The organism is Streptomyces aureus (assembly GCF_000725495.1).
Classification (GTDB): domain Bacteria; phylum Actinomycetota; class Actinomycetes; order Streptomycetales; family Streptomycetaceae; genus Streptomyces; species Streptomyces aureus_B.
On the sequence record NZ_JNZD01000012.1, the window covers coordinates 147,486 to 171,991 of the forward strand.

A 24,506-nucleotide genomic window follows, 5' to 3' on the forward strand; every position below is an offset into this window, starting at 1 on the left:
AAAGTCGTCACCCGAGCCTATCGCGCCGGGGCCGGGGCTCCGTACCGCATTAATCCGCTCCGTCGTGTGGAGTTGCGCGAACCGATTGTACGGAGCGCTCACGGGTCAGTACGCTCCGTATCTCATGCAGCGTTCATTCCCCGCCCGGCGCTCCGCTCCTGCCGCAGCGGGCAATCTGCCCCTGGAACCCGACGCGTTCGTCGGGCGCTCCGCAGAGCTGGCCCGGCTGGCCGAGGCACTGGAGACGGTCCGGCTGGTCACGGTGACGGGCATGGGGGGCGTCGGCAAGACCCGGTTCGCCGCGCACGCGGCCGCGCGGGCCGGCGCGTGCGACGGGGTGTGGCGCGTGGACCTGTCCGCGGTGCACGACCCGGCACTTCTCGACCACGCCGTGGCCGAGGCCCTCGGTCTGACGGACCACACGGCCGCCTCGCCGCGCCAGGTGCTGCTCGAGCATGCGGCCGGACGTCGGCTCCTGCTGGTCCTGGACGGTTTCGAGCACCTGGTGGACGGGAGCGCCGCGCTGGTGGGCGCGTTGCTGCGGCGGGCGCCGGGGGTACGGGTGCTGGCCGTGGGCCGCAGACCGCTGGACATCGCCGGCGAGCGGGTCTTCCCGCTGGCGCCCCTGTCCGACGAGGACGCCGTGGAACTGTTCGCGCAGCGGGCGGCGGCCCGGGTGCCCGGCTTCGCCCTGGACGAGACGAACGGCTCCGACGTCCGGGAGCTGTGCCGGCGCCTCGACGGGATCCCGCTGGCGCTGGAACTGGCGGCGGGCCGGGTGGCCTCCCTCTCCCCCGCCCAGCTGCTCGCCCGTCTCGAGGACCGGTTCCGGCTGCTGACCGGGGGGCTGCGCGACGCCTCGCCGCGGCACCGGACGCTGCGGACCGCGATCGGCTGGAGCCACGAGCTGTGCACTCCGGCGGAGCGGCTGCTGTGGGCGCGGCTGTCGGTGTTCGCGGGCCGCTTCGACCTGGAGGCCGCCGAGTACGTGTGCAGCGGCGACGGACTGCACGCCGACGACGTCCTCGACGTGCTCGGTGAACTCCTCGCGCAGTCGGTGATCTCGCGCGAGGAGGGCCCGGCGGGGGTGCGCTACCGGATGCTGGACACGGTCCGTGCCTACGGCGCGCACTGGCTGACGGCGACGGGCGACGCCGAGCGGCTGCGCCGGCGCCACCGCGACTGGTACATGGGCCTGGTCACCTGGTGCGAGCTGGACTGGTTCTCGTCACGGCAGGGCGAGGTGGCGCTGCGCGTCGAGACGGAGCTGCCCAATCTGCGCTGCGCGCTGGAGTATTCGCTCGGCGAGCCGGACGAGACGCATCTGGGCCAGTACCTTGCGGGCTCGCTGTGGTTCTACTGGGTCGGCTGCGGCCGGCTCGCCGAGGGGCGGCACTGGCTGGAGCGCAGTGTCGAGCTCGACGGCGACCGTGACCAGGCGCGGCTGAAGGCCCTGTGGGTCCTCGGCTACGTGGCGGTCCTCCAGGGCGACTCGGTGCCCGCGCTGTCAGCGCTGCAGGAGTGCCGCGAGGAGGCGGAACGCTGCGAGAACGCCCTCGCGGTCGCCTACGCCGAGCATCGGACCGGCTGTCTGGCACTGGTCACGGACGACATGGCGCGCGCCGAGGTGCTGCTGCGCTCGGCGCTGGACCGCTATCACGAGATCGGCGAACTCAACAGCAATGTGCTGATGGGCCAGATCGAGCTCGCGATGACCCTGGCCTTCCAGGGCGACATGCCGGGCGCGGTGAAGCTGTGCGAGGACGTCCGGGGGGTCTGCGAGGACCACGGGGAGCGCTGGGCGCTGGCCTACGCGCTGTACGTGCTCGCCTACCAGGCCCAGGCCGAGGGCGACCCGGCGGGAGCGCGCGGTCTGCTGGAGCGGGGCCTCGGCATCGCCCACGGCTTCCACGACCTGCTCGGCTCGGTGCTCGCCCTCGAACTGCTCGCCCTGGTCACGGTCGTGGAGGGCGATCCGGCCGAGGCGGCGCTGCTGCAGGGCGCGGCGTCGCGGATGTGGCCGTCGGTGGGCCTGCCGCTGTTCGGTTCGGCGTACTACAACGCGCCGCACGAGCGCTGCGCGGCGCTGTGCCGGCAGGAGCTGGGCGACGAGGTCTACGAGGAGCGTCTGCGGGCCGGTGAGCTGCTCGGGCAGGACGCCGCCGTGGCCCGTGCGCTGGGCGGTGCCGGGATCCCGCCGCTCGGGGCGGTGCCGTCGCAGCGCCGGCTGCCCCCGGACATGCGAAAGCCCGCCGTCTCGCCCACCTCGAAGGGCGGGGAGACGACGGGCTGACGCTGACGCGCAGGTGGTACCGCGTCCGCTGTAGGAAGATCAGCGGGCGTAGTACTCGACGACGAGCTGCTCGTCGCAGATCACCGGGATCTCCTTGCGGTTCGGCTCGCGGTCCAGGCGGAAGGCCAGGGCGGCGAGGTTCACCTGGAGGTAGCGCGGGGTCTCGCCGTCGGGGGCGAAGCCGCCCGCGCGGGAAACCTCGAACAGCGTCTTGCTGCGGCTGCGCTCGCGGACCATCACGACGTCGTCGGGACGGACGCGGAACGAGGGCTTGTCGACCTTCTGGCCGTTGACCTCGATGTGGCCGTGAACGACCATCTGGCGGGCCTGGTAGATCGTGCGGGCGATGCCCGAACGCAGGACCAGCGCGTCGAGACGACGCTCCAGCTCGATGATCAGGGCCTCACCGGTCTTGCCCTGGACCTTGGAGGCACGCTCGTAGGCGCGGACGAGCTGACGCTCGGACACGTCGTACTGCGCGCGCAGACGCTGCTTCTCGAGCAGACGGACCTTGTAGTCCGAGTTCTGCTTGCGGCCACGGCCGTGCTCACCCGGCGGGTAGGGGCGGGCCTCGAAGTACTTGACAGCCTTCGGGGTCAGCGCGATACCGAGCGCACGCGACTTCTTGACCTTGGGGCGGGACTGGTTCGCCATGAACCAAACACCTCGTGTTTCTGATGCGAATACGGCTTCACCAGGGTTAGGGGAGGTCGCAATCCGCAGCCCGGGAAACCCTCCTCGCCGCTGTGGAGATCCACGGGGACGGGGCGGGCAGCCGCTCCTGGGTCTGGGCACATACGTGCAGCACGCGAGTGGCCCACCGACCGCTCCCGGGAATCCGGGTGGTGGTGGGCTGCCCGCGACACCTTCGACGGTGCGCGACGCTCCTGGAATCCCCCCGTGGAGGCGGGGGCTCCGGCTGGATGTCCCGTTCTGGTGGTGCCGACCGGAGCCGGACACGGGACGCAGCGCTTCGAGCCATCGTACAGGGTGCTCAGGCACGCCCTCTACCGAGGTGTTTCCTGGTCCACTCCACCGCGTCGGCGTACCGCGCCTCGGCGCCGTGCCGGGTCGGGGCGTAGTACTCCCGGTCCGCGAGCGACTCGGGCGCGTACTGCTGGGCCGCGATGCCCTCGGGCAGGTCGTGGGGATACACGTACCCCTGGGCGTGCCCGAGCTTGGCCGCGCCCTTGTAGTGGCCGTCGCGCAGATGGGCCGGGACGGGGCCCGTGTGTCCCTTGCGCACGTCGTCCATGGCGGCGCCAATGGCCATGGTCGCGGAGTTGGACTTGGGGGCCAGCGCGAGGGCGATGGTGGCGTGGCTGAGGGTGAGCGCGGCCTCGGGGAAGCCGATCATCGCGACGGCCTGGGCGGCGGCCACGGCTATGGGCAGCGCGTTCGGGTCGGCGAGGCCGATGTCCTCGCTGGCGGAGATCATCAGCCGGCGGGCGATGAAGCGGGGGTCCTCGCCCGCCTCGATCATCCGGGCCAGGTAGTGCAGGGCGGCGTCCACGTCCGAGCCGCGGATGGACTTGATGAGGGCGCTCGCCACGTCGTAGTGCTGGTCGCCGTCGCGGTCGTACTTCACGGCGGCACGGTCGACGGTCTCCTCCAGCGTCTGGAGGCTGATCTCGGCCTCGCCCTTGTCGAGGGCGGCGCCGGCCGCCGCCTCCAGGGCGGTCAGGGCGCGGCGGGCGTCGCCGCCGGCGATCCGCAGCAGATGGTCCTCGGCGTCCCCGGGCAGGGTGACGGATTCCCTGAGGCCGCGCTCCGAGCCGAGCGCCCGGCGCAGCAGGCCGCGCAGGTCGTCGTCGGTGAGCGGTTCGAGGGTGAGCAGGAGGGAGCGGGAGAGCAGCGGCGAGATCACCGAGAAGTACGGGTTCTCGGTGGTCGCGGCGATCAGGGTCACCCAGCGGTTCTCGACTGCCGGGAGCAGGGAGTCCTGCTGGGCCTTGCTGAAGCGGTGGATCTCGTCCAGGAAGAGGACGGTCTCCTTGCCGAAACCGCCGGCCGCGCGGCGGGCGCCGTCGATGACCGCGCGGACCTCCTTGACGCCCGCGGTGATCGCGGAGAGTTCCACGAAGCGCTTGTCGGTGGCCTTGGAGACGACGTACGCGAGGGTCGTCTTGCCGGTGCCCGGCGGTCCCCAGAGGATCACCGAGGACGGTCCGGCCGGGCCGCCGCTCGCCTCGGCGACGAGTCTGCGCAGCGGGGAGCCCGGCTTCAGCAGGTGCTGCTGCCCCACGACCTCGTCGAGGGTGCGCGGACGCATCCGCACGGCCAGGGGACTGCCGGCGGGGTCCTTCTCCTGGCGTTCTTCTGCTGCGGCGGTGAACAGGTCGGGCTCCACGTCAAGAACCTTATGTCACCGCTCGGACAATCCCCCCGGACCGGTCAGCTGGTCCAGAAGTCCCACCAGCGGGTCAGGATCAGCATGCCGATGATGCCGACGTGCAGGGTCGGCAGGACCCAGGTGAACTCGCCGAAGAAGCCCTTGAGCCAGCCCGGGGCGGGCAGGAAGCCGTGCCGGACGTTGAAGGACGTCACGTACCAGAACATGGTGATCGTCGCGACCCAGGCCAGGCTGCACCACAGGCACAGCGAGTTGATCCGGTAGAGCGACTGGAACTGCAGCCAGGTGCAGAAGGCGACGCCGAAGAGCGTGCCCGCGTTGAAGGTCAGCCAGTACCAGCGCGGGAAGGTGGCCCGCGCGAGCAGGCTCATGCCGACACAGATCACGATGCCGTAGGCGACCAGTCCCAGCATGGGGTTCGGGAAGCCGAAGGCCGCGGCCTGCTCGCTCTTCATGATGTTGCCGCAGGAGACGACCGGGTTGAGGCTGCAGCCCGGGACGAAGTTCGGGTTCTCGAGCAGCTTGAACTTGTCGATCGTGATGACCCACGCGGCAAGGAGACCGGCCGCGCCCGTGATCACCAGCAGCACGGCGAGGGCCCGACTGGCGCCGACCGTCCGCACGGGGGCGGCGGGGCGTTCCACGTCGGTCGGGACGTCCTTGACTGTCGTCTTGTTCATCACGCCGTTTCCGTAGCTTCGAAGGGGCCGGTGGGCAGGCTCATTGTGCCGCACACGGCCGCCCTCCCACCGTTCGGTGGGCATAAACAAGGTACGCACGGCCGCCCCGGAAGGTTCGGTTCAGGGGGAAGATCGGCCGCATGACAACACACGCGGATCAACTCGCGGTCGACGTACGGGGGCTGCGCAAGCAGTACGGGGACGTGACCGCCGTCGACGGCATCGATCTGGGTATCCGCCGGGGCGAGGTGTTCGGCCTGCTCGGGCCCAACGGAGCGGGCAAGAGCACCACGGTGGAGATCCTCCAGGGCAACCGCCGACGGGACGCGGGAGAGGTGTCGGTGCTCGGCTCGGACCCGGAGTCGGGCACGCGCGCGTGGCGTTCCCGGATCGGAATCGTCTGGCAGGACGAATCCGCGCCCGCCGAGTTGACGGTGGGCGAGACGGTGCGGCATTTCGCCCGCTATTACCCGAATCCCCGTGATCCCGAGGAAGTCATCGGGCTGGTCGGTCTGGAGGCGAAGGCCGGCAGCAGGATCAAGGCGCTGTCGGGCGGGCAGCGCCGCCGTCTCGACGTCGCCCTCGGGGTGATCGGCGGGCCCGAACTGCTCCTCCTGGACGAGCCGACCACGGGCTTCGACCCGGCGGCACGACGGCAGTTCTGGGAGCTGATCCGCAGGCTGGCCGACGAGGGGACGACCATCCTCCTGACCACGCACTACCTGGAGGAGGCCGAGGCCCTCGCGAACCGGCTGGCGGTCGTCGCGCGCGGCCGGGTGGTCGCCGAGGGCGAACCGGCCGCCCTGCGCGAACGGTTCGGCGGCGAGGCCACGGTCGAGTGGACGGAGGCCGACGGCAGACCGCGCAGCGAACGCACGGACACCCCCACCCGGACGGTCGCCGAACTCGTCCGCCGCTTCGACGGGGAGATCCCGGGACTGCGGGTGAGCCGCCCCACCCTGGAGGACGTCTATCTGCGACTGACCGGCCTGGAGGACGCGCGATGACCACCACCGACGTACGACGCGACAGCGGGACCGCGTCCGGACGGCTGCCCGGGGCCTTCGGGCTGGGGCTGCGCCGGGGCGGCCTGGAACTGCGGCAGTTCTTCCGCCAGCGCGACCAGGTGGTGTTCACCTTCGCCTTCCCGGTCGTCTTCCTGTTCCTGTTCGCGTCGATCTTCAGCGACGACGTGAAGGGCGCGGGCGTCACGGCCTCGCAGCTCTACGTGCCCGCGATGATGGCCGCGGGCATCATGTCGACCAGCTTCCAGTCCCTCGGCATCTCGATCGCGATCGAACGGGACGAGAAGGTGCTGCGCCGGCTGCGCGGCACTCCGATGCCGCCGGCCGCGTACTTCTTCGGGAAGATATGGCTGGTCCTGGTGACCGGCGCCCTGGAGACGGCGATCCTGCTCACCGTCGGCACCACGCTGTACGGCGTCGACCTGCCCTCGGACCTCGCAAGGTGGGCGGACTTCGGCTGGATCTTCGTCCTGGGCCTGACGTCCTGCGCGCTGCTCGGCATCGCGATCAGTTCGGTCCCCAAGTCGGGCAAGAGCGCCACCTCGGTGGTCGTCCTGCCCTTCCTCGTCCTGCAGTTCATCTCCGGCGTCTACATCGCCATCGACACGATCCCGGACTGGATGCTGAACATCGGCGCCCTGTTCCCGCTGAAGTGGATGTGCCAGGGGCTGCGCGGGGTGTTCCTGCCCGACTCCGCCAAGGTGCTGGAGCAGGCGGGCGACTGGGAGTTCGGCCGGATCGCCCTGGTGCTCGGGGCGTGGTGCCTGGGCGGCTTGCTGCTGTGCCTACTGACCTTCCGGTGGAAGAACCGGCGGGACGGCTGACGGCTCCGGTCCAAGGTCCGGCATCCCGCCCGGCCGCGATGGCGGGCGGGTCCGGTGACGGACCCGCCTCGACGGGAGCGTGCCCGTCGAGGCGGTGACGGCGTGTCCCCTCGATGCCCGGACGGAGCGTCCCGTCGAGGCAAGGGGCGGCGCGTCAGACCAGGCGGGACCGCAGCTCGGCCACGATCTCGCCGGTGGCGACCGCCGTCTGCTCCCCGGACTCCATGTCCTTGAGCTGCACGACGCCCTCGGCGAGGTCGCGCTCACCGGCGACGACCGTGAAACGGGCCCCGCTGCGGTTGGCGTTCTTCATCGCGCCCTTGAGCCCCTTCGCGCCGTACGAGAAGTCGGCGGCGACACCGGCCCTGCGCAGTTCGGTCACCACGCCGAAGAGGATCCGGCGGGCCTCCTCCCCGAGCGGCACCGCGAACACGCTGGTGGCCGCGGGCAGTTCGAGCTCCACGCCCTCGGCCTCCAGGGCCAGCACCGTACGGTCGACGCCCAGCGCCCAGCCGACGGACGGCAGCGCGGGGCCGCCGATCATCTCGGACAGCCCGTCGTACCGGCCGCCGCCGCCCACCGCGGACTGCGAGCCGAGACCGTCGTGCACGAACTCGAAGGTGGTGCGCGTGTAGTAGTCCAGACCGCGCACCAGCTTCGGGTCGTCCTCGAAGGAGACGCCCGCCGCCGTGATCAGGTCGCGGACCTCCTCGTGGTACGCCTTGCAGGCGTCGCACAGGTAGTCGCGCAGCAACGGGGCCCCGCCCAGCTGCTTCTGGACGTCCTCGCGCTTGTCGTCGAGCACACGCAGCGGGTTGATCTCCGCGCGGCGCAGCGTCTCCTCGTCGAGGTCCAGGCCGCGCAGGAAGTCCTGCAGCGCGGCGCGGTAGACGGGGCGGCACTCCTTGTCGCCCAGGCTGTTGAGCAGGATGCGGAAGTTCCGCAGGCCCAGCGCCCGGTACGCCTGGTCGGCCAGGATGATCAGCTCGGCGTCGAGCGCCGGGTCCTCGGCTCCGATCGCCTCGGCGCCGACCTGGGAGAAGTGGCGGTAACGGCCCTTCTGGGGGCGCTCGTAGCGGTAGTACGAGCCGGAGTACCAGAGCTTGACGGGGAGGTTGCCCGCCTTGTGCAGGTTGGCCTCCAGCGCCGCGCGCAGCACGGACGCGGTGCCCTCGGGGCGCAGGGCGAGCCTGTCGCCGCCCTTGGTCTCGAAGGCGTACATCTCCTTGGTCACGATGTCGGTGGACTCGCCGACACCGCGGGCGAACAGTTCGACGTTCTCGAACCCGGGCGTCTCGATGTAGCCGTAACCGGAGTTGCGCAGCGGGGCCGCGATGGCCTCGCGCACCGCGAGGTACTTGGCGCTGTCCGGCGGAATGAGGTCGTACGTGCCCTTGGGGGCCCTGAAGGTGCTCACGGAAGTCTTGTCACATTCCTCGTCGAGGAGCGGCGGTCGGGTCCGCTCCCAGGCCGGCGGCCACCTGCCGCAGATACGGGTTGGTGGCGCGTTCCTGGCCGATGGTCGTCTGGGGGCCGTGGCCGGACAGCACCACGGTCGAGTCGTCGAGCGGCAGGCACACACGGCCCAGCGAGTCGAGCATCTCGTCCATGTCGCCGCCCGGCAGGTCGGTGCGTCCGATGGAGCCGGCGAAGAGCAGATCCCCGGAGAAGAACACGGACGGGATGTCCGCGCTCTCGGGCATCCGGAACGTCACCGACCCCTTCGTATGGCCCGGGGCGTGCGCGACGGAGAGGTCGAGGCCCGCCAGCTTCAGCTCGGCGCCGTCGGTCAGCGTCCGCACGTCGTCGGGCTCCCCCACGGTCAGCTCGCCCATCAGCGGCATCCCGATGGAACGGCCGAGCGCCTTCTCGGGGTCGCTCATCATGTACCGGTCCGCGGGGTGGATCCAGGCGGGAACGTCGTGGGCTCCGCACACCGGGACGACCGAGGCGACGTGGTCGATGTGGCCATGGGTGAGGATGACCGCGACGGGCTTGAGCCGATGCTTCTTGAGCGCGTCCTCGACTCCCTGGGCGGCCTGATGGCCCGGGTCGATGATCACGCACTCCTCACCCGCGGCGGGGGCGACCAGGTAACAGTTGGTCCCCCAGGCCCCGGCGGGGAACCCGGCAATGAGCACGATCGTCCTTCGTGGTGGCGTACGCGCGAGTGTCGTACGGGCGGGTGGCTGTGGATCAGAGCCTACCGGCGCTGCCGATTCCTCAGCTAACCCATATACGGTACGGGGCACACGCAGGCGGTCGGCTCAGGCGACGCACGCGTCCCACTCGACGTACGAGACGCACGAGGAGAACTCCGGTGGTCAGCCAGGAACAGCGGCGGCGTCAGCTCGCCCGGGAGAAGTTCTTGCGACAGCAGCAGCGCCGCACATCCGCTCGGCGAAGGACCCGAACCCGCAACGCGGTGATCGCGGCGGTCGTCGGCGTGGTCGTCGCGGGCGGTGCGACCGCGTACGCGACCGGGGCCTTCAAGAGCGACGGCAAGAAGGCCGAGGCCGGCGCGGGGGCGACGCCCAGCGCCACGCCGACGAGCAAGGCGCCCGATCCGTGCGAGAAGCCCGCCGAGGGCCAGGTGAAGTCGCTCACGTGGAAGAAGGAGCCGGCGGTCACCATCGACAAGTCCGCCGCCTACACGATGAAGATGGCGACGACCTGCGGCGACATCGACATCGCCCTCAAGGCGTCCGCCGCCCCGCACACGGTGAACTCGTTCGACTTCCTCGCCGGCAAGGGTTACTTCGACCACACCAAGTGCCACCGGCTCACCACCAACGGCATCTACGTCCTGCAGTGCGGCGACCCGACGGCCAAGGGCGACGGCGGTCCCGGCTACACGCTCCCGGACGAGAACCTCAAGGACACGTCGCTCAAGGGCAACGTGTACCCGGCGGGCACGATCGCCATGGCCAACACCGGCCAGAAGCACACCGGCGGCAGCCAGTTCTTCCTGGTCTACCAGGACAGTCAGCTCCCGCCCAGTTACACACCGTTCGGAACTATTTCCAAGTCCGGCCTGACGGTCCTCAAGAAGATCGCGGGCGCCGGCGAGAGTACGGGCCAGGGCGACGGCGCGCCGAACGCGACCGTCGTCATCAACAAGCTGACCGTGACGAAATCCTGACCGTCAGCTGCTGAATTTCGGTCGCGCGGGATGCGGACAGCCGCCCCGCCGGTCGCCTATGTTGGCCGTGACGAAACTGTGGACGATGCCGGGGGCGCGGAGCCCCGCGCAGGCATCATGTGGAGGAGGCGCTGTGAGCAGCGACCCGTGGGGCCGCGTCGACGAGACGGGGACCGTGTACGTGCGTACGGCCGACGGCGAGCAGGTCGTCGGCTCCTGGCAGGCCGGCACGCCCGATGAGGCGCTGGCCTACTTCGAGCGCAAGTACGAAGGCCTGGTTGTCGAGATCGGCCTCCTCGAAAAGCGGGTGAAGACCACCGACCTGTCGGCGAAGGACGCCCAGACCGCCATCGATCACATCCGTGGGCAGGTGGACGCCCACCACGCGGTCGGCGATCTGGACGCGCTGAAGGTACGGCTGGACAAGCTCGTGGAGACCGTGGACGCGCGCCGTGAGGAGCGCAAGGTCCAGCGGGCCAAGCAGTCCGACGAGGCGCGGCACGCCAAGGAGGCGCTGGTCGTCGAGGCCGAGGAGCTGGCGCAGAGCGACCAGTGGCGGGCGGCCGGTGAGCGGCTGCGCGCGCTGGTGGACACGTGGAAGGGGCTGCCGCGACTCGACCGCAAGTCGGACGACGAGCTGTGGCACCGCTTCTCGCACGCCCGCTCGGCGTTCTCCAAGCGGCGCAAGGCGCACTTCGCCTCGCTGGACGCGCAGCGCGAGGAGGCCCGCAAGACCAAGGAGAAGCTGGTCGCCGAGGCCGAGGCGCTGTCCGGCTCGTCGGACTGGGGTCCGACGGCGGCCCGCTACCGCGAGCTGATGGCGGACTGGAAGGCCGCGGGCCGTGCCCAGCGCGAGCACGAGGACGACCTGTGGAACCGCTTCCGCGGCGCCCAGGACGTGTTCTTCGCGGCGCGCAGCTCCGTGTTCGCCGAGCGCGACGCGGAGCAGACGGAGAACCTGAAGCTCAAGGAGGAGCTGGCCGAGGAGGCCGAGAAGCTGGTCCCGGTGCAGGACCTGAAGGCGGCGCGCGCCGCCTTCCGTTCCATCAACGAGCGCTGGGAGGCCATCGGCCACGTGCCGCGTGACGCCCGCCCGAAGGTCGAGGGCAGGATGCACGCGGTGGAGCGGGCTCTGCAGGAGTCCGAGGAGACCGAGTGGCGCCGGACGAACCCGGAGGCACGCGCGCGTGCCGAGGGTCTGACCGGGCAGCTGCAGGCCGCCGTGGACAAGCTCCAGGGCCAGATCGAGGCGGCGCGCTCCGCGGGCAACACCGCGAGGGCCGACAAGCTCCAGAAGGAGCTGGACGGCCGTCAGGCGCTCCTCGACCAGGCGCTGAAGGGTCTTCACGAGTTCGGCGGCTGATTCCCGCCGCACCCGCGCGAAGGGGCTCCCGTACGCACGTACGGGAGCCCCTTCGTGTGCCGTGGCCGTGTGTCGTCGCCGTGCGCCTGCGTCCTGCCCCTGTACGCCGCCTGCCCCCGTGCACGCCGCCGCCCCGCCCGGCGAGCGGCCGGGCGGGGCGGACGAGGCGGGCGGGTGTCAGGCCTCGGAGGGCCTGCGGGCCGAGGTCACGCGGTACACGTCGTAGACGCCCTCCACGCCCCGTACGGCCTTCAGGACGTGACCCAGGTGCTTGGGGTCGCCCATCTCGAAGGTGAACCGGGAGGTGGCGACCCGGTCGCGGGACGTCTGGACGGCCGCGGACAGGATGTTGACGTGCTGGTCGGACAGGACCCGGGTGACGTCCGAGAGGAGCCGGGACCGGTCCAGGGCCTCGACCTGTATGGCGACCAGGAAGACCGAGGACTGGGTGGGCGCCCACTCGACCTCGAGGATCCGCTCGGGCTCGCGCGAGAGCGAGTCGACGTTCACGCAGTCGCTGCGGTGGACCGAGACGCCGCTGCCGCGGGTGACGAAGCCGATGATCGGGTCGCCCGGCACCGGGGTGCAGCAGCGGGCGAGCTTGACCCACACGTCGTCGACGCCCTTGACGACCACGCCGGGGTCGTTGTTGCTGCGCCGCTTGCGACTGCGGCCCCGCGCCGGCGGTACGGACTCGTCGATCTCCTCGGTGGCCGCCTCCTCGCCGCCGAGCGCCTGCACGAGCTTCTGGACGACGCTCTGGGCGGTGACATGGCCCTCGCCGATCGCCGCGTACAGGGAGGAGATGTCGGGGTAGCGCATCTCGTGCGCGAGGGTGACCAGGGAGTCGCCGGTGAGGATGCGCTGGATCGGCAGGTTCTGCTTGCGCATCGCGCGGGCGATGGCGTCCTTGCCGTGCTCGATCGCCTCGTCGCGGCGTTCCTTGGAGAACCAGGCGCGGATCTTGTTGCGGGCGCGCGGCGACTTCACGAAGCCGAGCCAGTCGCGGGAGGGGCCCGCGCCGGCGGCCTTGGAGGTGAAGACCTCGACCAGGTCCCCGTTGTCCAGGGTGGACTCCAGCGGCACCAGGCGTCCGTTGACCCGTGCTCCTATCGTCCGGTGGCCGACCTCCGTGTGGACCGCGTACGCGAAGTCCACCGGGGTGGCACCGGCCGGAAGCGCTATCACGTCGCCCTTGGGCGTGAACACGAAGACCTCGTTGCGCGAGAGGTCGAAGCGCAGGGACTCCAGGAACTCGCTGGGGTCCTCGGTCTCCTTCTGCCAGTCGAGCAGCTGGCGCAGCCACGCCATGTCGTTGACGGTGTCCTGGCCCGCGCTGCCCTTGGCCGCCCGGGGCACGTCGGTGCGGATCTTGGAGGACCCGGCGACGGTCTCCTGCTTGTACTTCCAGTGCGCGGCGATGCCGTACTCGGCGCGGCGGTGCATGTCGAACGTACGGATCTGGAGTTCGACGGGCTTGCCATTGGGGCCGATGACCGTCGTGTGCAGCGACTGGTACATGTTGAACTTCGGCATCGCGATGTAGTCCTTGAACCGGCCGGGGACCGGGTTCCATCGCGCGTGCACGGTGCCGAGTGCCGCGTAGCAGTCGCGGACGGTGTCCACGAGGACGCGGATGCCCACCAGGTCGTAGATCTCCGCGAAGTCGCGGCCGCGGACGATCATCTTCTGGTAGACGCTGTAGTAGTGCTTCGGGCGGCCGGTGACAGTCGCCTTGATACGGGCCGCCCGCAGGTCGGACTGGACCTCGTCGGTCACTATGGCGAGGTACTCGTCCCGCTTCGGCGCCCGCTCGGCCACCAGCCGCACGATCTCGTCGTACATCTTGGGGTAGAGGATCGCGAACGCGAGGTCCTCCAGCTCCCACTTGATGGTGTTCATGCCCAGGCGGTGGGCGAGCGGCGCGTAGATCTCGAGGGTCTCGCGCGCCTTCTTCTCCTGCTTCTCGCGCTTGAGATAACGCATCGTGCGCATGTTGTGCAGGCGGTCGGCGAGCTTGATCACCAGGACGCGGGGGTCCTTGGCCATCGCGACGACCATCTTGCGCACGGTCTCGGCCTGCGCGGCCTCGCCGAACTTGACCTTGTCCAGCTTGGTGACGCCGTCGACGAGGAGGGCGACCGAGTCGCCGAAGTCACGGCGGAGCTGGTCCAGGCCGTACTCGGTGTCCTCGACCGTGTCGTGCAGGAGACCGGCCATCAGGGTCGCCGGGTCCATGCCCAGCTCGGCGAGGATCGTGGTGACGGCGAGCGGGTGCGTGATGTACGGGTCGCCGCTCTTGCGCTTCTGGCCGCGGTGCCAGCGCTCCGCGACCTGGTACGCCTTCTCGATCTGGCGCAGCGTCGACGTCTCGATCTTGGGGTCGTTGCTGCGCACTATCCGCAACAGCGGCTCCAGCACCGGGTTGTACGGGTTCGAGCGCTGCACGCCGAGGCGGGCCAGCCGGGCGCGGACGCGGTTGGACGAGCCGCCGGAGCGCGAGGGCTGGGAGGCCGCGGGACGGACCGCCGGGGTACTCGCGGGGTGCTCGGGCGGGGCCGGCTTGGGACGCGATCCCCCGGCCGCCGTGCCGTCGGGGGCGGACTGGGCGTGCTCGACCGGCCCGCTCGCTCCGTCGTGTGCGGGCTTCTCCGCGGCGCCCGAGGCGGACTCGGGCTGGGTGGCGGCGGTTCGCCCCAGGCGTTCCGCGCTGGGGGCGAGTGGCTGGGCCTCGTCTGGCAAGAGGGCTCCTCGTGCGCGATCCGGGTCCCCCGGTCAGGCTCCGGAAACCCCATGGTAGCGATCCTTCGCGCCGGGCTCGCTGTCGGCCGCCGGGTGCGACCTCGTCTGGGAGAACGCCGGAGGCGGGCACCGGATTCCTCCGGGCCCGCCTCCAGGGTGTCCTGCGGGTGCCTCAGGCCTTTCGGGGGCCTTTCCGGGAGCGGACTCCCGGGTGGTGCGCGCGCGGTCCTCAGACCGTCAGGAGCGCCTCCAGGGGAGCTCCGGCCAGGGCCGGCTCCAGACGGCCGCGGCCGCCCAGGAAGCCGAGCTCCATCAGCACGGCGACGCCCGCGACCTCGGCGCCCGCCCTGCGGATGAGCTGGAGCGAGGCCTCGGCGGTGCCGCCGGTGGCGAGGACGTCGTCGACGACCAGGACGCGGTCGCCCGTGCTCAGGTCCTCGGCGTGCACCTCGATCTCGGCGGAGCCGTACTCCAGGTCGTACGCCTGGGACAGGGTCGCTCCGGGGAGCTTGCCCGCCTTGCGCACGGGGATGAAGCCGATCCCGGCGTGGACGGCCACCGGGGCGCCGAGGATGAATCCACGGGCCTCCAGGCCGACGATCTTGGTGGCGCCGCTGCGCACCGCGATCTCCGCCAGGGCGCCGGTCAGTGCCCCGAACGCGGCCGGGTCGGCCAGGAGCGGGGTGATGTCCTTGAACATCACGCCCGGCTCCGGGTAGTCGGCCACGTCACGGATGCGGCTGGTCAGCAGCTCCTCGATGCCGGTCATCGGCGCTTGCCCGAGGGACGGCCGCGGCCGCGGGAGCGGGACGCGGGCTGGTTGCGGGGACCGACGACCGCCGGGGTGGCGTCCTCGAAGTCGTCGTACGACGGCTCGGAGGTCTCCGGCTCCAGGGACTCGCCCGTGGCGGCCGCCTGGGCGCGCTTGGCGAGGACCCGCTTGCGCAGGGCCTTCATCTCCGGCTCGCGCTCCTTGAGGTCGGCGACGAGCGGCGTGGCGATGAAGATCGAGGAGTACGCACCGGCCGCGAGACCGACGAACAGCGACAGCGAGATGTCGTTGAGCATGCCGGCGCCGAGGACGCCGCCACCGATGAACAGCAGGCCGGCGACCGGCAGCAGCGCGACCACCGTGGTGTTGATGGAACGCACCAGGGTGCTGTTGATCGAGCGGTCGGCGACGTCGCTGTAGGTCCAGCGCGTCTGCTTGGTGATCCCCTTCGTCTGCTCCTTGAGGCTGTCGAAGACGACGACCGTGTCGTAGAGCGAGTAACCGAGGATCGTGAGCAGACCGATCACCGTACCCGGGGTGACCTCGAAGCCCACCAGGGCGTAGATGCCCACCGTGATGGTGATGTCGTGGATCAGGGCGACCAGGGCCGCGATGGCCATGCGCCACTCGAAGGCGATCGCCAGGTAGATCACGACCAGGACCATGAAGATCGCCAGGCCCTCCCAGGCCTTGTTGGCGATCTGGTCACCCCAGCTGGGGCCGACCAGGTCGGCGTTGATCTTCTCGGGGTTCATCTTCAGGTCGGTGGCGAGCTTTTCCTTGATCGCGTCCGACTTGTCGGTGTCGATGCCGGCGATCTGGATGCGCAGTCCGCCGTTGCCGAGCTTCTGGACGACCGCGTCGTGGCCGGAGGCCTCCTGCGCGAACGTCTCCGCCTGGGTCACCGACACCTGGCTCTTGGTGGTGGTGGTGAAGACGGCGCCGCCCTGGAACTCGATGCCCATGTTCAGGCCCCGCACCGTCAGGCCGAGGATGGCCGTGATGGTGATCAGGATCGAGATGCCGTACCAGATCTTGCGCTTGCCGACGAAGTCGTAGCCGATCTCGCCGCGGTGGAGCCGGGCGCCGAGGGTGCCGAGTTTCGACATCTCACGCCTCCTTCGTGTCGACGGGGGCGGACGCGCGACGGGTGCGGCGCAGCGGCGGCTTGGCGCCCAGTCGCTTCGGGTCGAGGCCGGACCAGCTGTGACCCTCGGCGAAGAACTTCTTGCGGGCGAGGATGGTCATCAGCGGCTTGGTGAAGAAGAAGACCACGACGACGTCGAGCACCGTGGTCAGACCGAGGGTGAACGCGAAGCCCTGGACCTTGCCGACGGTGACGATGAAGAGCACCGCGGCGGCGAGGAACGACACGAAGTCGGAGACCAGGATGGTGCGCCGGGCGCGCGGCCAGGCACGCTCGACGGCCGGGCGCAGGGTGCGGCCCTCGCGGATCTCGTCCCGGATGCGTTCGAAGAACACGATGAACGAGTCCGCCGTGATACCGATCGCGACGATCGCACCGCAGACGGCCGGGAGGTTCAGCGCGAAGCCGATGGCCGGGCCGAGCAGCGCCATGAGCACGTAGGTGAGGATCGCCGAGACGCCCAGGGAGGCGATGGCGATGATCGACAGGCCCCGGTAGTAGATCACCAGGTAGATGATGACCAGGGCGAGGCCGATGGCGCCGGCGATCAGACCTGCGTGCAGCTGCTCGCCACCGAGCGCGGCGGTCACCGTGGTGACGCTGGACTCGTGGAAGGTGAGCGGCAGGGCGCCGTAGTTGAGCATGTTGGCCAGGTCCTGGGCCTCGGTCTGCGTGAAGCTGCCGGAGATCTCCGCGCTGCCGCTCAGCGACTGGGCCACGGACGGGTCGGAGACGACCTGGCCGTCGAGGACGATGGCGAACTGGTTCTGCGGGGGCTGGTTCTGGGCCAGCTTGCCGGTGATGGCGGCGAACTTCTTGGAGCCACCGGACGTGAAGTCCATGGTGACCTTCCAGCCCGCGCCGGTCTGCGTGTCGAAGACCGCGCCGGACTTCTTCACGTCCGTGCCGGCGACCTCGGCCGGGCCGAGGATGTACTTCTGCCACTGGCCGGAGGAGTTCTTGTCCTGGCCGCAGGCCACGGTCGGATCGGTCGACTTGGCGCCCGTGCCGGCCTTGGCGCGGACGGCCTTGTTGGTGCAGTCGAGCGTGGCGTACTGGGCCTGGAGCTTCGCGGCCGCCGGGTCCGTACCGGCGCTCGCGGACGGAGCGGCGCTGGAGGAGGCGGAGGCCGAGGTGCTCGGGGTGCTGCTCGCGGACGGCGAGGAGCCCGCCTTCAGGGCGTCGCTGACGACGCGGCCCTGGGTGGTGGCGGAGGCCGACGGCGTCGCGGAGGACGACGAGGACGAGGTCGCCTTGTCACCGGTCGTGGCGGAGGAGCTGCTGGAGGCGCTCGGGGAAGGGGTCGCCGACGCCTTGCCACCGGAGACGTCGGTGGCCAGGACGGGGCGGAAGTACAGCTTGGCGGTGGTGCCGACCTGCTCGCGGGCCTGCTTGGAGTTCGTGCCCCGGGGGATGTTGACAATGATGTTGTCGGAACCCTGGGTCTGAACCTCGGCCTCGGAGACACCGAGACCGTTGACACGGCGGTTCATGATGTCGACCGCGGTGTCCATGTTGGTCTTGTTGATCGCGTTGGGCTGGCCCGGCTCGTTCTGCGCCGTGAGCGTGATGCTCGTGCCGCCGGCGAGATCGATGCCGAGACGCGGAGTGGTCTGCCCGGAGGCGAACATCCCTCCGGTGAGCGCCGCGATGGCGATCAGGATCAGGGCCAGCGAGCGCCCCGGCCTGCTCTGGGCGCTCGCGTTCCGGCCCTTCTTCGGTGCTGCCACCTTCTCGTACTCCCTCTCGGGCCGCCCTGCGCCGGGTGAGCGCGTGGACGGCCATGCCATGGTGTCGGGACTCCGTGCGAGAACAGCACGTCCCGGGAGGTGCGCGGCGTGAGCGGATCGCGCCGCGCTCCCGGGTCGTGACTACTTCGCGTCGGCCCCGCCGTCGGTCTTCTTCGGCTCCGCCTCGTCGGCGTCGGCCACGGCGGCCTCGTCGGCCGGCTTGTCGGCCGGGTCCTTCTTGCCGAGGTCGAGGGGCTTGTCGTCGGAGGCGTCGGAAGAGGCGTCGGCGGCGGGCTCGTCGGTCTCGGTGAGGGAGGAGGCGTCGTCCGGCACGACCGACCCGTCGGCCTTCAGGTCGTGCTCGATGCCGTGGACGATGCGGTTGTACTCGTCGTCCGTCAGGACGGCGCCGATCGCGTTCTTCGCGAAGAGCAGGTCGACGCCGGGGGCGGCGTCGAGGAGGACCGTGTCCTCGTTGACCTCCTTGACGGTGGCGTACATACCGCCGATCGTGCGCACGCCGGAGCCGGGCTGCATCTCGTTGCGCATGGAAGCCGCCTGCTGCTGCTTCTTCTTCGCCGACCGGGTCATCAGGAACATGGCCCCGATGAGCACGATGAACGGGAGGAGGGTCACTGGACTCACGGGTCGGGACTTCCTTCTTCGGCCGCACGAGGTGAGCGGCCTGCTGGATGGGGGTATGTATGCCGTCGACAAGGGCGGCATCGGCGGAGTCTAAGCGAGTCCGCACTCAGGGAACAACGCTCAGCATGGCACCGGGGTTCCTGCCCCGGCACGTACGCACGCCGTCACGCCCCGAACAGGTCTTCTTGTCCGTTTCCACCGGCTGACCGGCGGGGTGGCGTGAGGCCGAGATGCGCCCATGCCGCGGGTGTCGCCACCCGGCCACGCGGAGTGCGGGCGAGGAGTCCCTCTCTGACGAGGAAGGGCTCGGCGACCTCCTCCACCGTCTCACGCTCCTCCCCCACAGCGACAGCAAGTGTGGACAATCCGACAGGACCGCCGCCGAAAAGCTTGAGCAGGGCCTCGAGGACTCCACGGTCCAGACGGTCCAGACCGCGCGCGTCCACCTCGTACACCTTCAGGGCCGCCGCGGCGATCTCCCGGGTGATGACGCCGTCCGCCCTGACCTGCGCGTAGTCGCGCACGCGGCGCAGCAGACGGTTGGCGATGCGGGGCGTGCCACGGGACCGGCCGGCGATCTCCGCGGCGCCCTCGGCTCCGATCTCCACGTCCAGGAGTCCGGCGGAGCGGTGCACGACGCGCTCCAGCTCGGTGGGTTCGTAGAACTCCATGTGCGCGGTGAAGCCGAAACGGTCGCGCAGCGGCGGGGGCAGCAGTCCCGCGCGCGTGGTCGCGCCGACCAGGGTGAACGGGGGCAGCTCCAGCGGGATGGCGGTGGCGCCGGGCCCCTTGCCGACGATCACGTCGACGCGGAAGTCCTCCATCGCCATGTACAGCATCTCCTCGGCGGGCCGGGACATGCGGTGGATCTCGTCCAGGAAGAGGACCTCTCCCTCCTGGAGGGAGGAGAGGATCGCGGCGAGGTCCCCGGCGTGCTGGATGGCGGGGCCGCTGGTGATGCGGATGGGGGCGCCCATCTCGGCCGCGATGATCATGGAGAGGGTGGTCTTGCCGAGGCCGGGGGCGCCGGAGAGCAGCACGTGGTCGGCGGTGGCGCCGCGCGCGCGTGCCGCGCGCAGGACCAGGTCGAGCTGCTCGCGGACCTTCTCCTGGCCGATGAACTCGTCCAGGTCCTTGGGGCGCAGCGCGGCCTCGACGGCCTGGTCCTCGCCGTCGGCGACGGATCGCACCAGCCGGTCCGCGGTGGGGCCGACGAACCGCTCGTCCGCGGCTTCGTCTGTGGTGTCGTCCCAGTTCATCGGTGGTGCCTCGCGGTCTCGTGGTGGTGGCGCGGCGGGCGTCCTCGCGGACGCCGGCCGCGCCGGGGCGCGCGCCCGGCCCGGGGCCGGGGCCGGTCAGCGTGCTCGGTTCAGGGTCTGCAGGGCGGCGCGCAGGAGCTGTCCGACCTGCGGGGTTCCCTCGGCGGCCTCGGCCTGCGGGGCGACGGCGGCGACGGCCTCGTCGGCCTCGCGGGTCGCGTACCCGAGGCCGACGAGCGCGGCGTGGAGCTGGTCGCGCCAGCTCGCGGTGACGGCCGTGCCGATGGCCGGGCCGCCGGGGCCGAGCGGTTCGCCGAGCCGGTCCTTGAGCTCCAGCAGCAGCTTCTGGGCGCCCTTCTTGCCGATGCCGGGAACGGCGATGAGCGCCTTCTCGTCACCGGTGGACACGGCCCGGCGCAGGGCGTCGGGGCTGTGCACGGCGAGCATCGCCTGGGCGAGCCGGGGGCCGACGCCGCTCGCCGTCTGAAGCAGCTCGAAGACCTGGCGCTCGTCGTCGTCGGCGAAGCCGTAGAGGGTGAGCGAGTCCTCCCGGACGACGAGGGAGGTGGCGAGCTTCGCCTGTTGTCCCGTGCGGAGCCCGGCGAGGGTGCCCGGGGTGCACTGGACGGCGATGCCGATGCCGCCGACCTCGACCACCGCGGAGTCGGGGGCGAGGGCGGCGACCGGGCCGCTGACGAAGGCGATCATGCGGTACGGCCTTTCGATGCCTGGTGCGGGGCGTGCGCTGCCGCGGCCCGCTGGAGTCTGTTCTGCGCGACGGCCCGGTCGGGCCCGGTCCGCGCGGCGGCCTGCTGGAGTCTGTTCTGGGCGGGGGCGCGCCAGATGTGGCAGATGGCGAGCGCGAGGGCGTCCGCCGCGTCGGCGGGCTTCGGGGGCGCGGAGAGCCGGAGCAGCCGGGTGACCATGGCGCCGACCTGGGCCTTGTCGGCGCGTCCGTTGCCGGTGACGGCGGCCTTGACCTCGCTCGGGGTGTGCAGGGCCACGGGGATGCCGCGCCGGGCCGCGCACAGCATGGCGACGGCGCTGGCCTGGGCGGTCCCCATCACGGTCCGGACGTTGTGCTGGCTGAACACCCGCTCCACGGCGACGAATTCGGGTTCGTACTCGTCGAGCCACTGCTCTATGCCCTGTTCCACGGCGACCAGGCGCAGGCCCAGCTCGGCATCCGCCGGGGTGCGCACGACGCCGACGCCGCGCATGGTCAGGGGGCGGCCGGCGACGCCTTCCACCACTCCGACACCGCACCGGGTCAGCCCGGGGTCGACACCCAGCACCCGCACCCGGGCCTCCTTCGATCTCACCGCTCGTCACCGGGGGGCTTCCCGGTTCGTGCAGGCTATCGGGTGCCACTGACAGAGCGACGGGCCGACGGCGAGTGTCCCGTCGGCCCGTCGCTCGGGCAAGCCCGTGGATCAGGCGTCGACCTTCTCCATGACCTCGTCGCTGACGTCGAAGTTGGCGAAGACGTTCTGCACGTCGTCGCTGTCCTCCAGCGCGTCGATCAGCTTGAAGATCTTCCGAGCGCCGTCCTCGTCGAGCTCGACCTGCATGGTCGGGACGAAGTTGGCGTCGGCGGAGTCGTAGTCGATGCCGGCCTCCTGGAGCGCGGTGCGCACCGCGACCAGGTCGGTGGCCTCGGAGAGGACCTCGAAGCTCTCGCCGAGGTCGTTGACCTCTTCGGCACCCGCGTCGAGGACGGCGCCGAGGACGTCGTCCTCGCTCAGTTCACCCTTGGGGACGACGATGACGCCCTTGCGGTTGAACAGGTACGACACGGAGCCCGGGTCGGCCATGCTGCCGCCGTTGCGGGTCATGGCGACGCGCACGTCCGAGGCCGCGCGGTTGCGGTTGTCGGTGAGGCACTCGATGAGCACCGCGACACCGTTCGGGCCGTAGCCCTCGTACATGATCGTCTCGTAGTCGGCGCCACCGGCTTCGAGACCGGCGCCGCGCTTGACCGCGGAGTCGATGTTCTTGTTCGGGACCGAGCTCTTCTTCGCCTTCTGGATGGCGTCGAACAGCGTCGGGTTGCCGGACACGTCGGCGCCGCCGGTCCGGGCCGCGACCTCGATGTTCTTGATCATCTTCGCGAAGAGCTTGCCGCGCTTGGCGTCGATCACGGCCTTCTTGTGCTTCGTCGTAGCCCATTTAGAGTGGCCGGACATCTGCCTGTCTCCTTCGCGTAACCCAACCTGTACGGACTTCCCCAGGCTTCGGGAGCCTGGGAAGACCCCACAGATCCTACAAGGACGCCGGTGTCCGGTTCGCGCGCACCATGTCGACGAACAGACCGTGCACGCGGTGGTCGCCCGTCAGTTCCGGGTGGAACGACGTGGCGAGCGCGTTTCCCTGGCGTACGGCGACTATGTGGCCGCCGTGCTCGGCGAGCACCTCGGCCTCGGCACCGACCGACTCGACCCAGGGCGCGCGGATGAAGACGCCCTCTACAGGATCGCCCTCGACGCCCCGGACGGCGACCGCCGCCTCGAAGGACTCGTTCTGCCGTCCGAAGGCGTTGCGGCGCACGATCATGTCGATGCCGCCGATGGTCTCCTGGCCCGAGCGCGGGTCGAGGATCTTGTCGGCGAGCATGATCATGCCCGCGCAGGTGCCGTAGACGGGCAGGCCCTCGCGGACCCGCGCGCGCAGCGGCTCCATCACTCCGAAGAGGACGGCCAGCTTGGAGATGGTGGTGGACTCGCCGCCGGGTATGACGAGGCCGTCGACCTCGGCGAGCTCCTCGGGCCGCCGCACCGGCCTGGCCACGGCGTCCGCCGCGGCCAGGGCGATGAGGTGTTCCCGTACGTCGCCCTGGAGGGCCAGGACACCGATGACAGGAGTGCTCATACGACTACCAGCCGCGGTTGGCGTAGCGCTCGGTCTCGGGGAGGGTGTCGCAGTTGATGCCGACCATGGCCTCGCCGAGGTTGCGGGACGCGTCCGCGATGATCTTCGGGTCGTCGTAGAAGGTGGTGGCCTTCACGATGGCGGCGGCGCGCTTGGCCGGGTCGCCGGACTTGAAGATGCCGGAGCCGACGAAGACGCCCTCGGCGCCGAGCTGGCGCATGAGCGCGGCGTCGGCGGGGGTGGCGACACCACCGGCGGAGAACAGCACGACCGGGAGCTTGCCGAGCTCGGCGACCTCCTTGACCAGCTCGTACGGGGCGCGCAGGTCCTTCGCGGCGGCGTACAGCTCGTTGTTGTCGAAGCCGCGCAGACGGGCGATCTCGTTCTTGATCTGGCGCAGGTGGCGGACCGCCTCGACGACGTTGCCGGTGCCGGCCTCGCCCTTCGAGCGGATCATGGCCGCGCCCTCGGCGATGCGGCGCAGGGCCTCGCCCAGGTTGGTGGCACCGCACACGAACGGGGTGGTGAACGCGAACTTGTCCGAGTGGTTGACCTCGTCGGCCGGGGTGAGGACCTCGGACTCGTCGATGTAGTCGACGCCGAGGGACTGCAGGACCTGGGCCTCGACGAAGTGGCCGATGCGCGACTTGGCCATCACCGGGATGGAGACCGCCTCGATGATCTCCTCGATCATGTTGGGGTCGGACATCCGGGCGACGCCGCCGTCCTTGCGGATGTCGGCGGGGACCCGCTCCAGGGCCATGACGGCCACGGCGCCGGCGTCCTCGGCGATCTTCGCCTGCTCGGCGTTGACCACGTCCATGATCACACCGCCCTTGAGCTGCTCGGCCATGCCGCGCTTGACGCGGGCGGTGCCGATCGCGGTGTTCTCGGCGGAGTTGGGGAGGGTGCTGGACACGGGTTGACCTCACTCGGGGAAAGGGGATTCCTGCAGCTCCGAGGAAACGCGAGGCGACCAGGCCACTGCAAGGGCCAATGGTCAGGCGGTGGATCGTTTTCGTCCCGGTCCACCGGCGTTCATCAGTTCGTGGGGCGGTCCGCAAGGGCCGTCGGCGGCTCGTCGTCCATCTCGAAGGCCATGGGGAAGGGGGCGTGGCCCGCGAGGCGGAACCAGCGGACCTTGCGGTGCCGGCGCAGGGCGCGGGCCGCGCGGACGGCGTCGTTGTGGAAACGCCGGGCCATCGGCACCCGGCGCACCGCCTGGGCCAGCTCGCCGGCCGCCTCCTCGCCGCCGGGCACCTCGCGCACCGCCTCTACCTGCTGCGCCTCCCCGAACACCGCCCGCAGGGCCTGGCTCAGCTCGCTCTCCGCCACCTCGCGCTGCTCCTCCTCGGCCTGCCGGGCCGCGTGCGCCGCCTCGTAGAGCACGATCGAGGCGGCCGGGTCGAGCACCCCGGAGGTGGCCAGTTCCTGTGCCACCGAGGCCCGGCGCAGCAGTTGCGCGTCGAGCGCGGCGCGGGCGGCGTCGATGCGGGCGTGCAGCCGGTCGAGCCGCCCGGCGGTCCAGCTCAGATAGAGGCCGATCGCGACGAGGCCGACGAGGATCCAGATGAGGGTTGCGGTCACGAGCGGCAAATCTACCCGTGCGCCTCACCGCTCCGCCGGGGCCCGCCCCCACGGTTCGCCGCCCGGCGCGGGCCGG

Annotated in this window: 22 protein-coding genes; 5 read left to right on the forward strand and 17 right to left on the reverse strand. The window is 70.8% G+C overall.

Annotation, left to right across the window (positions count from 1 at the left end; all coding sequences use genetic code 11):
* Positions 1-124 precede the first annotated feature (124 nt).
* A complete protein-coding gene (locus IO36_RS18325) occupies positions 125-2,293 on the forward strand; it encodes an ATP-binding protein (protein ID WP_037621163.1) in 2,169 nt (722 codons plus the stop codon).
* Between the two features lie 39 nt (positions 2,294-2,332).
* Here IO36_RS18325 and rpsD read toward each other — a convergent pair whose 3' ends face one another.
* From rpsD to IO36_RS18340, 3 genes are all read right to left on the reverse strand, one after another.
* Positions 2,333-2,947 (reverse strand): 30S ribosomal protein S4, encoded by a 615-nt coding sequence (gene rpsD, locus IO36_RS18330; protein WP_037621164.1) that lies wholly within the window; start codon positions 2,945-2,947, stop codon positions 2,333-2,335.
* Between the two features lie 340 nt (positions 2,948-3,287).
* Positions 3,288-4,643 carry a replication-associated recombination protein A gene (locus IO36_RS18335; RefSeq protein WP_037621166.1) on the reverse strand — a complete coding sequence of 452 codons (1,356 nt, stop codon included), beginning with the start codon at positions 4,641-4,643 and terminating at the stop codon, positions 3,288-3,290.
* A gap of 44 nt (positions 4,644-4,687) precedes the next feature.
* Positions 4,688-5,326, reverse strand: a complete 639-nt coding sequence (locus IO36_RS18340; RefSeq protein WP_037621168.1) for a vitamin K epoxide reductase family protein — start codon at positions 5,324-5,326, stop codon at positions 4,688-4,690.
* Positions 5,327-5,466: 140 nt separating this feature from the next.
* Between IO36_RS18340 and IO36_RS18345 the strand changes: the two genes are divergently transcribed.
* Both IO36_RS18345 and IO36_RS18350 read left to right on the forward strand, forming a co-directional pair.
* Complete coding sequence (locus IO36_RS18345; protein ID WP_037621169.1) at positions 5,467-6,333, forward strand: ABC transporter ATP-binding protein; 867 nt, start codon at positions 5,467-5,469, stop codon at positions 6,331-6,333.
* Positions 6,330-7,175, forward strand: coding sequence for an ABC transporter permease (locus tag IO36_RS18350; protein ID WP_037621171.1), 846 nt, complete (start codon positions 6,330-6,332; stop codon positions 7,173-7,175). The genes IO36_RS18345 and IO36_RS18350 overlap by 4 nt, the downstream gene beginning before the upstream one ends.
* Before the next feature lie 154 nt (positions 7,176-7,329).
* On the opposite strand, the gene hisS is transcribed toward IO36_RS18350, so the two are convergent.
* The gene (gene hisS / locus IO36_RS18355; protein WP_037621173.1) at positions 7,330-8,592 is read right to left on the reverse strand and encodes a histidine--tRNA ligase; all 1,263 of its coding nucleotides are present in this window, start codon (positions 8,590-8,592) and stop codon (positions 7,330-7,332) included.
* A gap of 10 nt (positions 8,593-8,602) precedes the next feature.
* Complete coding sequence (locus IO36_RS18360) at positions 8,603-9,316, reverse strand: MBL fold metallo-hydrolase (protein WP_037621174.1); 714 nt, start codon at positions 9,314-9,316, stop codon at positions 8,603-8,605.
* A 179-nt stretch (positions 9,317-9,495) separates the two neighbouring features.
* On the opposite strand from IO36_RS18360, the gene IO36_RS18365 reads away from it, so the two are divergent.
* Both IO36_RS18365 and IO36_RS18370 read left to right on the forward strand, forming a co-directional pair.
* Positions 9,496-10,317 (forward strand): peptidylprolyl isomerase, encoded by an 822-nt coding sequence (locus IO36_RS18365; protein WP_037621176.1) that lies wholly within the window; start codon positions 9,496-9,498, stop codon positions 10,315-10,317.
* Between the two features lie 133 nt (positions 10,318-10,450).
* Positions 10,451-11,680: a DUF349 domain-containing protein gene (locus IO36_RS18370; protein ID WP_037621177.1), complete on the forward strand. Its 1,230-nt coding sequence runs from the start codon at positions 10,451-10,453 to the stop codon at positions 11,678-11,680.
* Positions 11,681-11,857: 177 nt separating this feature from the next.
* On the opposite strand, the gene IO36_RS18375 is transcribed toward IO36_RS18370, so the two are convergent.
* From IO36_RS18375 to IO36_RS18430, 12 genes are all read right to left on the reverse strand, one after another.
* Positions 11,858-14,422 carry a RelA/SpoT family protein gene (locus tag IO36_RS18375; RefSeq protein ID WP_037621178.1) on the reverse strand — a complete coding sequence of 855 codons (2,565 nt, stop codon included), beginning with the start codon at positions 14,420-14,422 and terminating at the stop codon, positions 11,858-11,860.
* Between the two features lie 229 nt (positions 14,423-14,651).
* The gene (locus IO36_RS18380) at positions 14,652-15,191 is read right to left on the reverse strand and encodes an adenine phosphoribosyltransferase (protein ID WP_037621179.1); all 540 of its coding nucleotides are present in this window, start codon (positions 15,189-15,191) and stop codon (positions 14,652-14,654) included.
* Entirely contained in the window at positions 15,188-16,303 is a 1,116-nt protein-coding gene (gene secF / locus IO36_RS18385) for a protein translocase subunit SecF (protein WP_037621181.1), read from the reverse strand. Before secF ends, IO36_RS18380 begins: the two co-directional genes overlap by 4 nt.
* A 1-nt stretch (position 16,304) precedes the next feature.
* Entirely contained in the window at positions 16,305-18,071 is a 1,767-nt protein-coding gene (gene secD / locus IO36_RS18390; protein ID WP_037621182.1) for a protein translocase subunit SecD, read from the reverse strand.
* Between the two features lie 141 nt (positions 18,072-18,212).
* Positions 18,213-18,716: a preprotein translocase subunit YajC gene (gene yajC / locus IO36_RS18395; protein WP_037621183.1), complete on the reverse strand. Its 504-nt coding sequence runs from the start codon at positions 18,714-18,716 to the stop codon at positions 18,213-18,215.
* A gap of 164 nt (positions 18,717-18,880) precedes the next feature.
* Complete coding sequence (gene ruvB / locus IO36_RS18400) at positions 18,881-19,975, reverse strand: Holliday junction branch migration DNA helicase RuvB (RefSeq protein ID WP_037621185.1); 1,095 nt, start codon at positions 19,973-19,975, stop codon at positions 18,881-18,883.
* A gap of 96 nt (positions 19,976-20,071) precedes the next feature.
* The gene (ruvA, locus tag IO36_RS18405; protein WP_037621186.1) at positions 20,072-20,683 is read right to left on the reverse strand and encodes a Holliday junction branch migration protein RuvA; all 612 of its coding nucleotides are present in this window, start codon (positions 20,681-20,683) and stop codon (positions 20,072-20,074) included.
* Positions 20,680-21,276: a crossover junction endodeoxyribonuclease RuvC gene (gene ruvC / locus IO36_RS18410; RefSeq protein ID WP_037621187.1), complete on the reverse strand. Its 597-nt coding sequence runs from the start codon at positions 21,274-21,276 to the stop codon at positions 20,680-20,682. The genes ruvA and ruvC overlap by 4 nt, the downstream gene beginning before the upstream one ends.
* A gap of 132 nt (positions 21,277-21,408) precedes the next feature.
* A complete protein-coding gene (locus IO36_RS18415) occupies positions 21,409-22,161 on the reverse strand; it encodes a YebC/PmpR family DNA-binding transcriptional regulator (RefSeq protein ID WP_037621190.1) in 753 nt (250 codons plus the stop codon).
* A gap of 76 nt (positions 22,162-22,237) precedes the next feature.
* Positions 22,238-22,843 (reverse strand): pyridoxal 5'-phosphate synthase glutaminase subunit PdxT, encoded by a 606-nt coding sequence (gene pdxT / locus IO36_RS18420; protein WP_037621191.1) that lies wholly within the window; start codon positions 22,841-22,843, stop codon positions 22,238-22,240.
* A 4-nt stretch (positions 22,844-22,847) separates the two neighbouring features.
* Entirely contained in the window at positions 22,848-23,762 is a 915-nt protein-coding gene (pdxS, locus tag IO36_RS18425; protein WP_037621192.1) for a pyridoxal 5'-phosphate synthase lyase subunit PdxS, read from the reverse strand.
* 122 nt (positions 23,763-23,884) lie between these two features.
* On the reverse strand, positions 23,885-24,430 hold the full coding sequence (locus IO36_RS18430; protein WP_037621193.1) for a LemA family protein: 546 nt from the start codon (positions 24,428-24,430) through the stop codon (positions 23,885-23,887).
* Between the last annotated feature and the right edge of the window lie 76 nt (positions 24,431-24,506).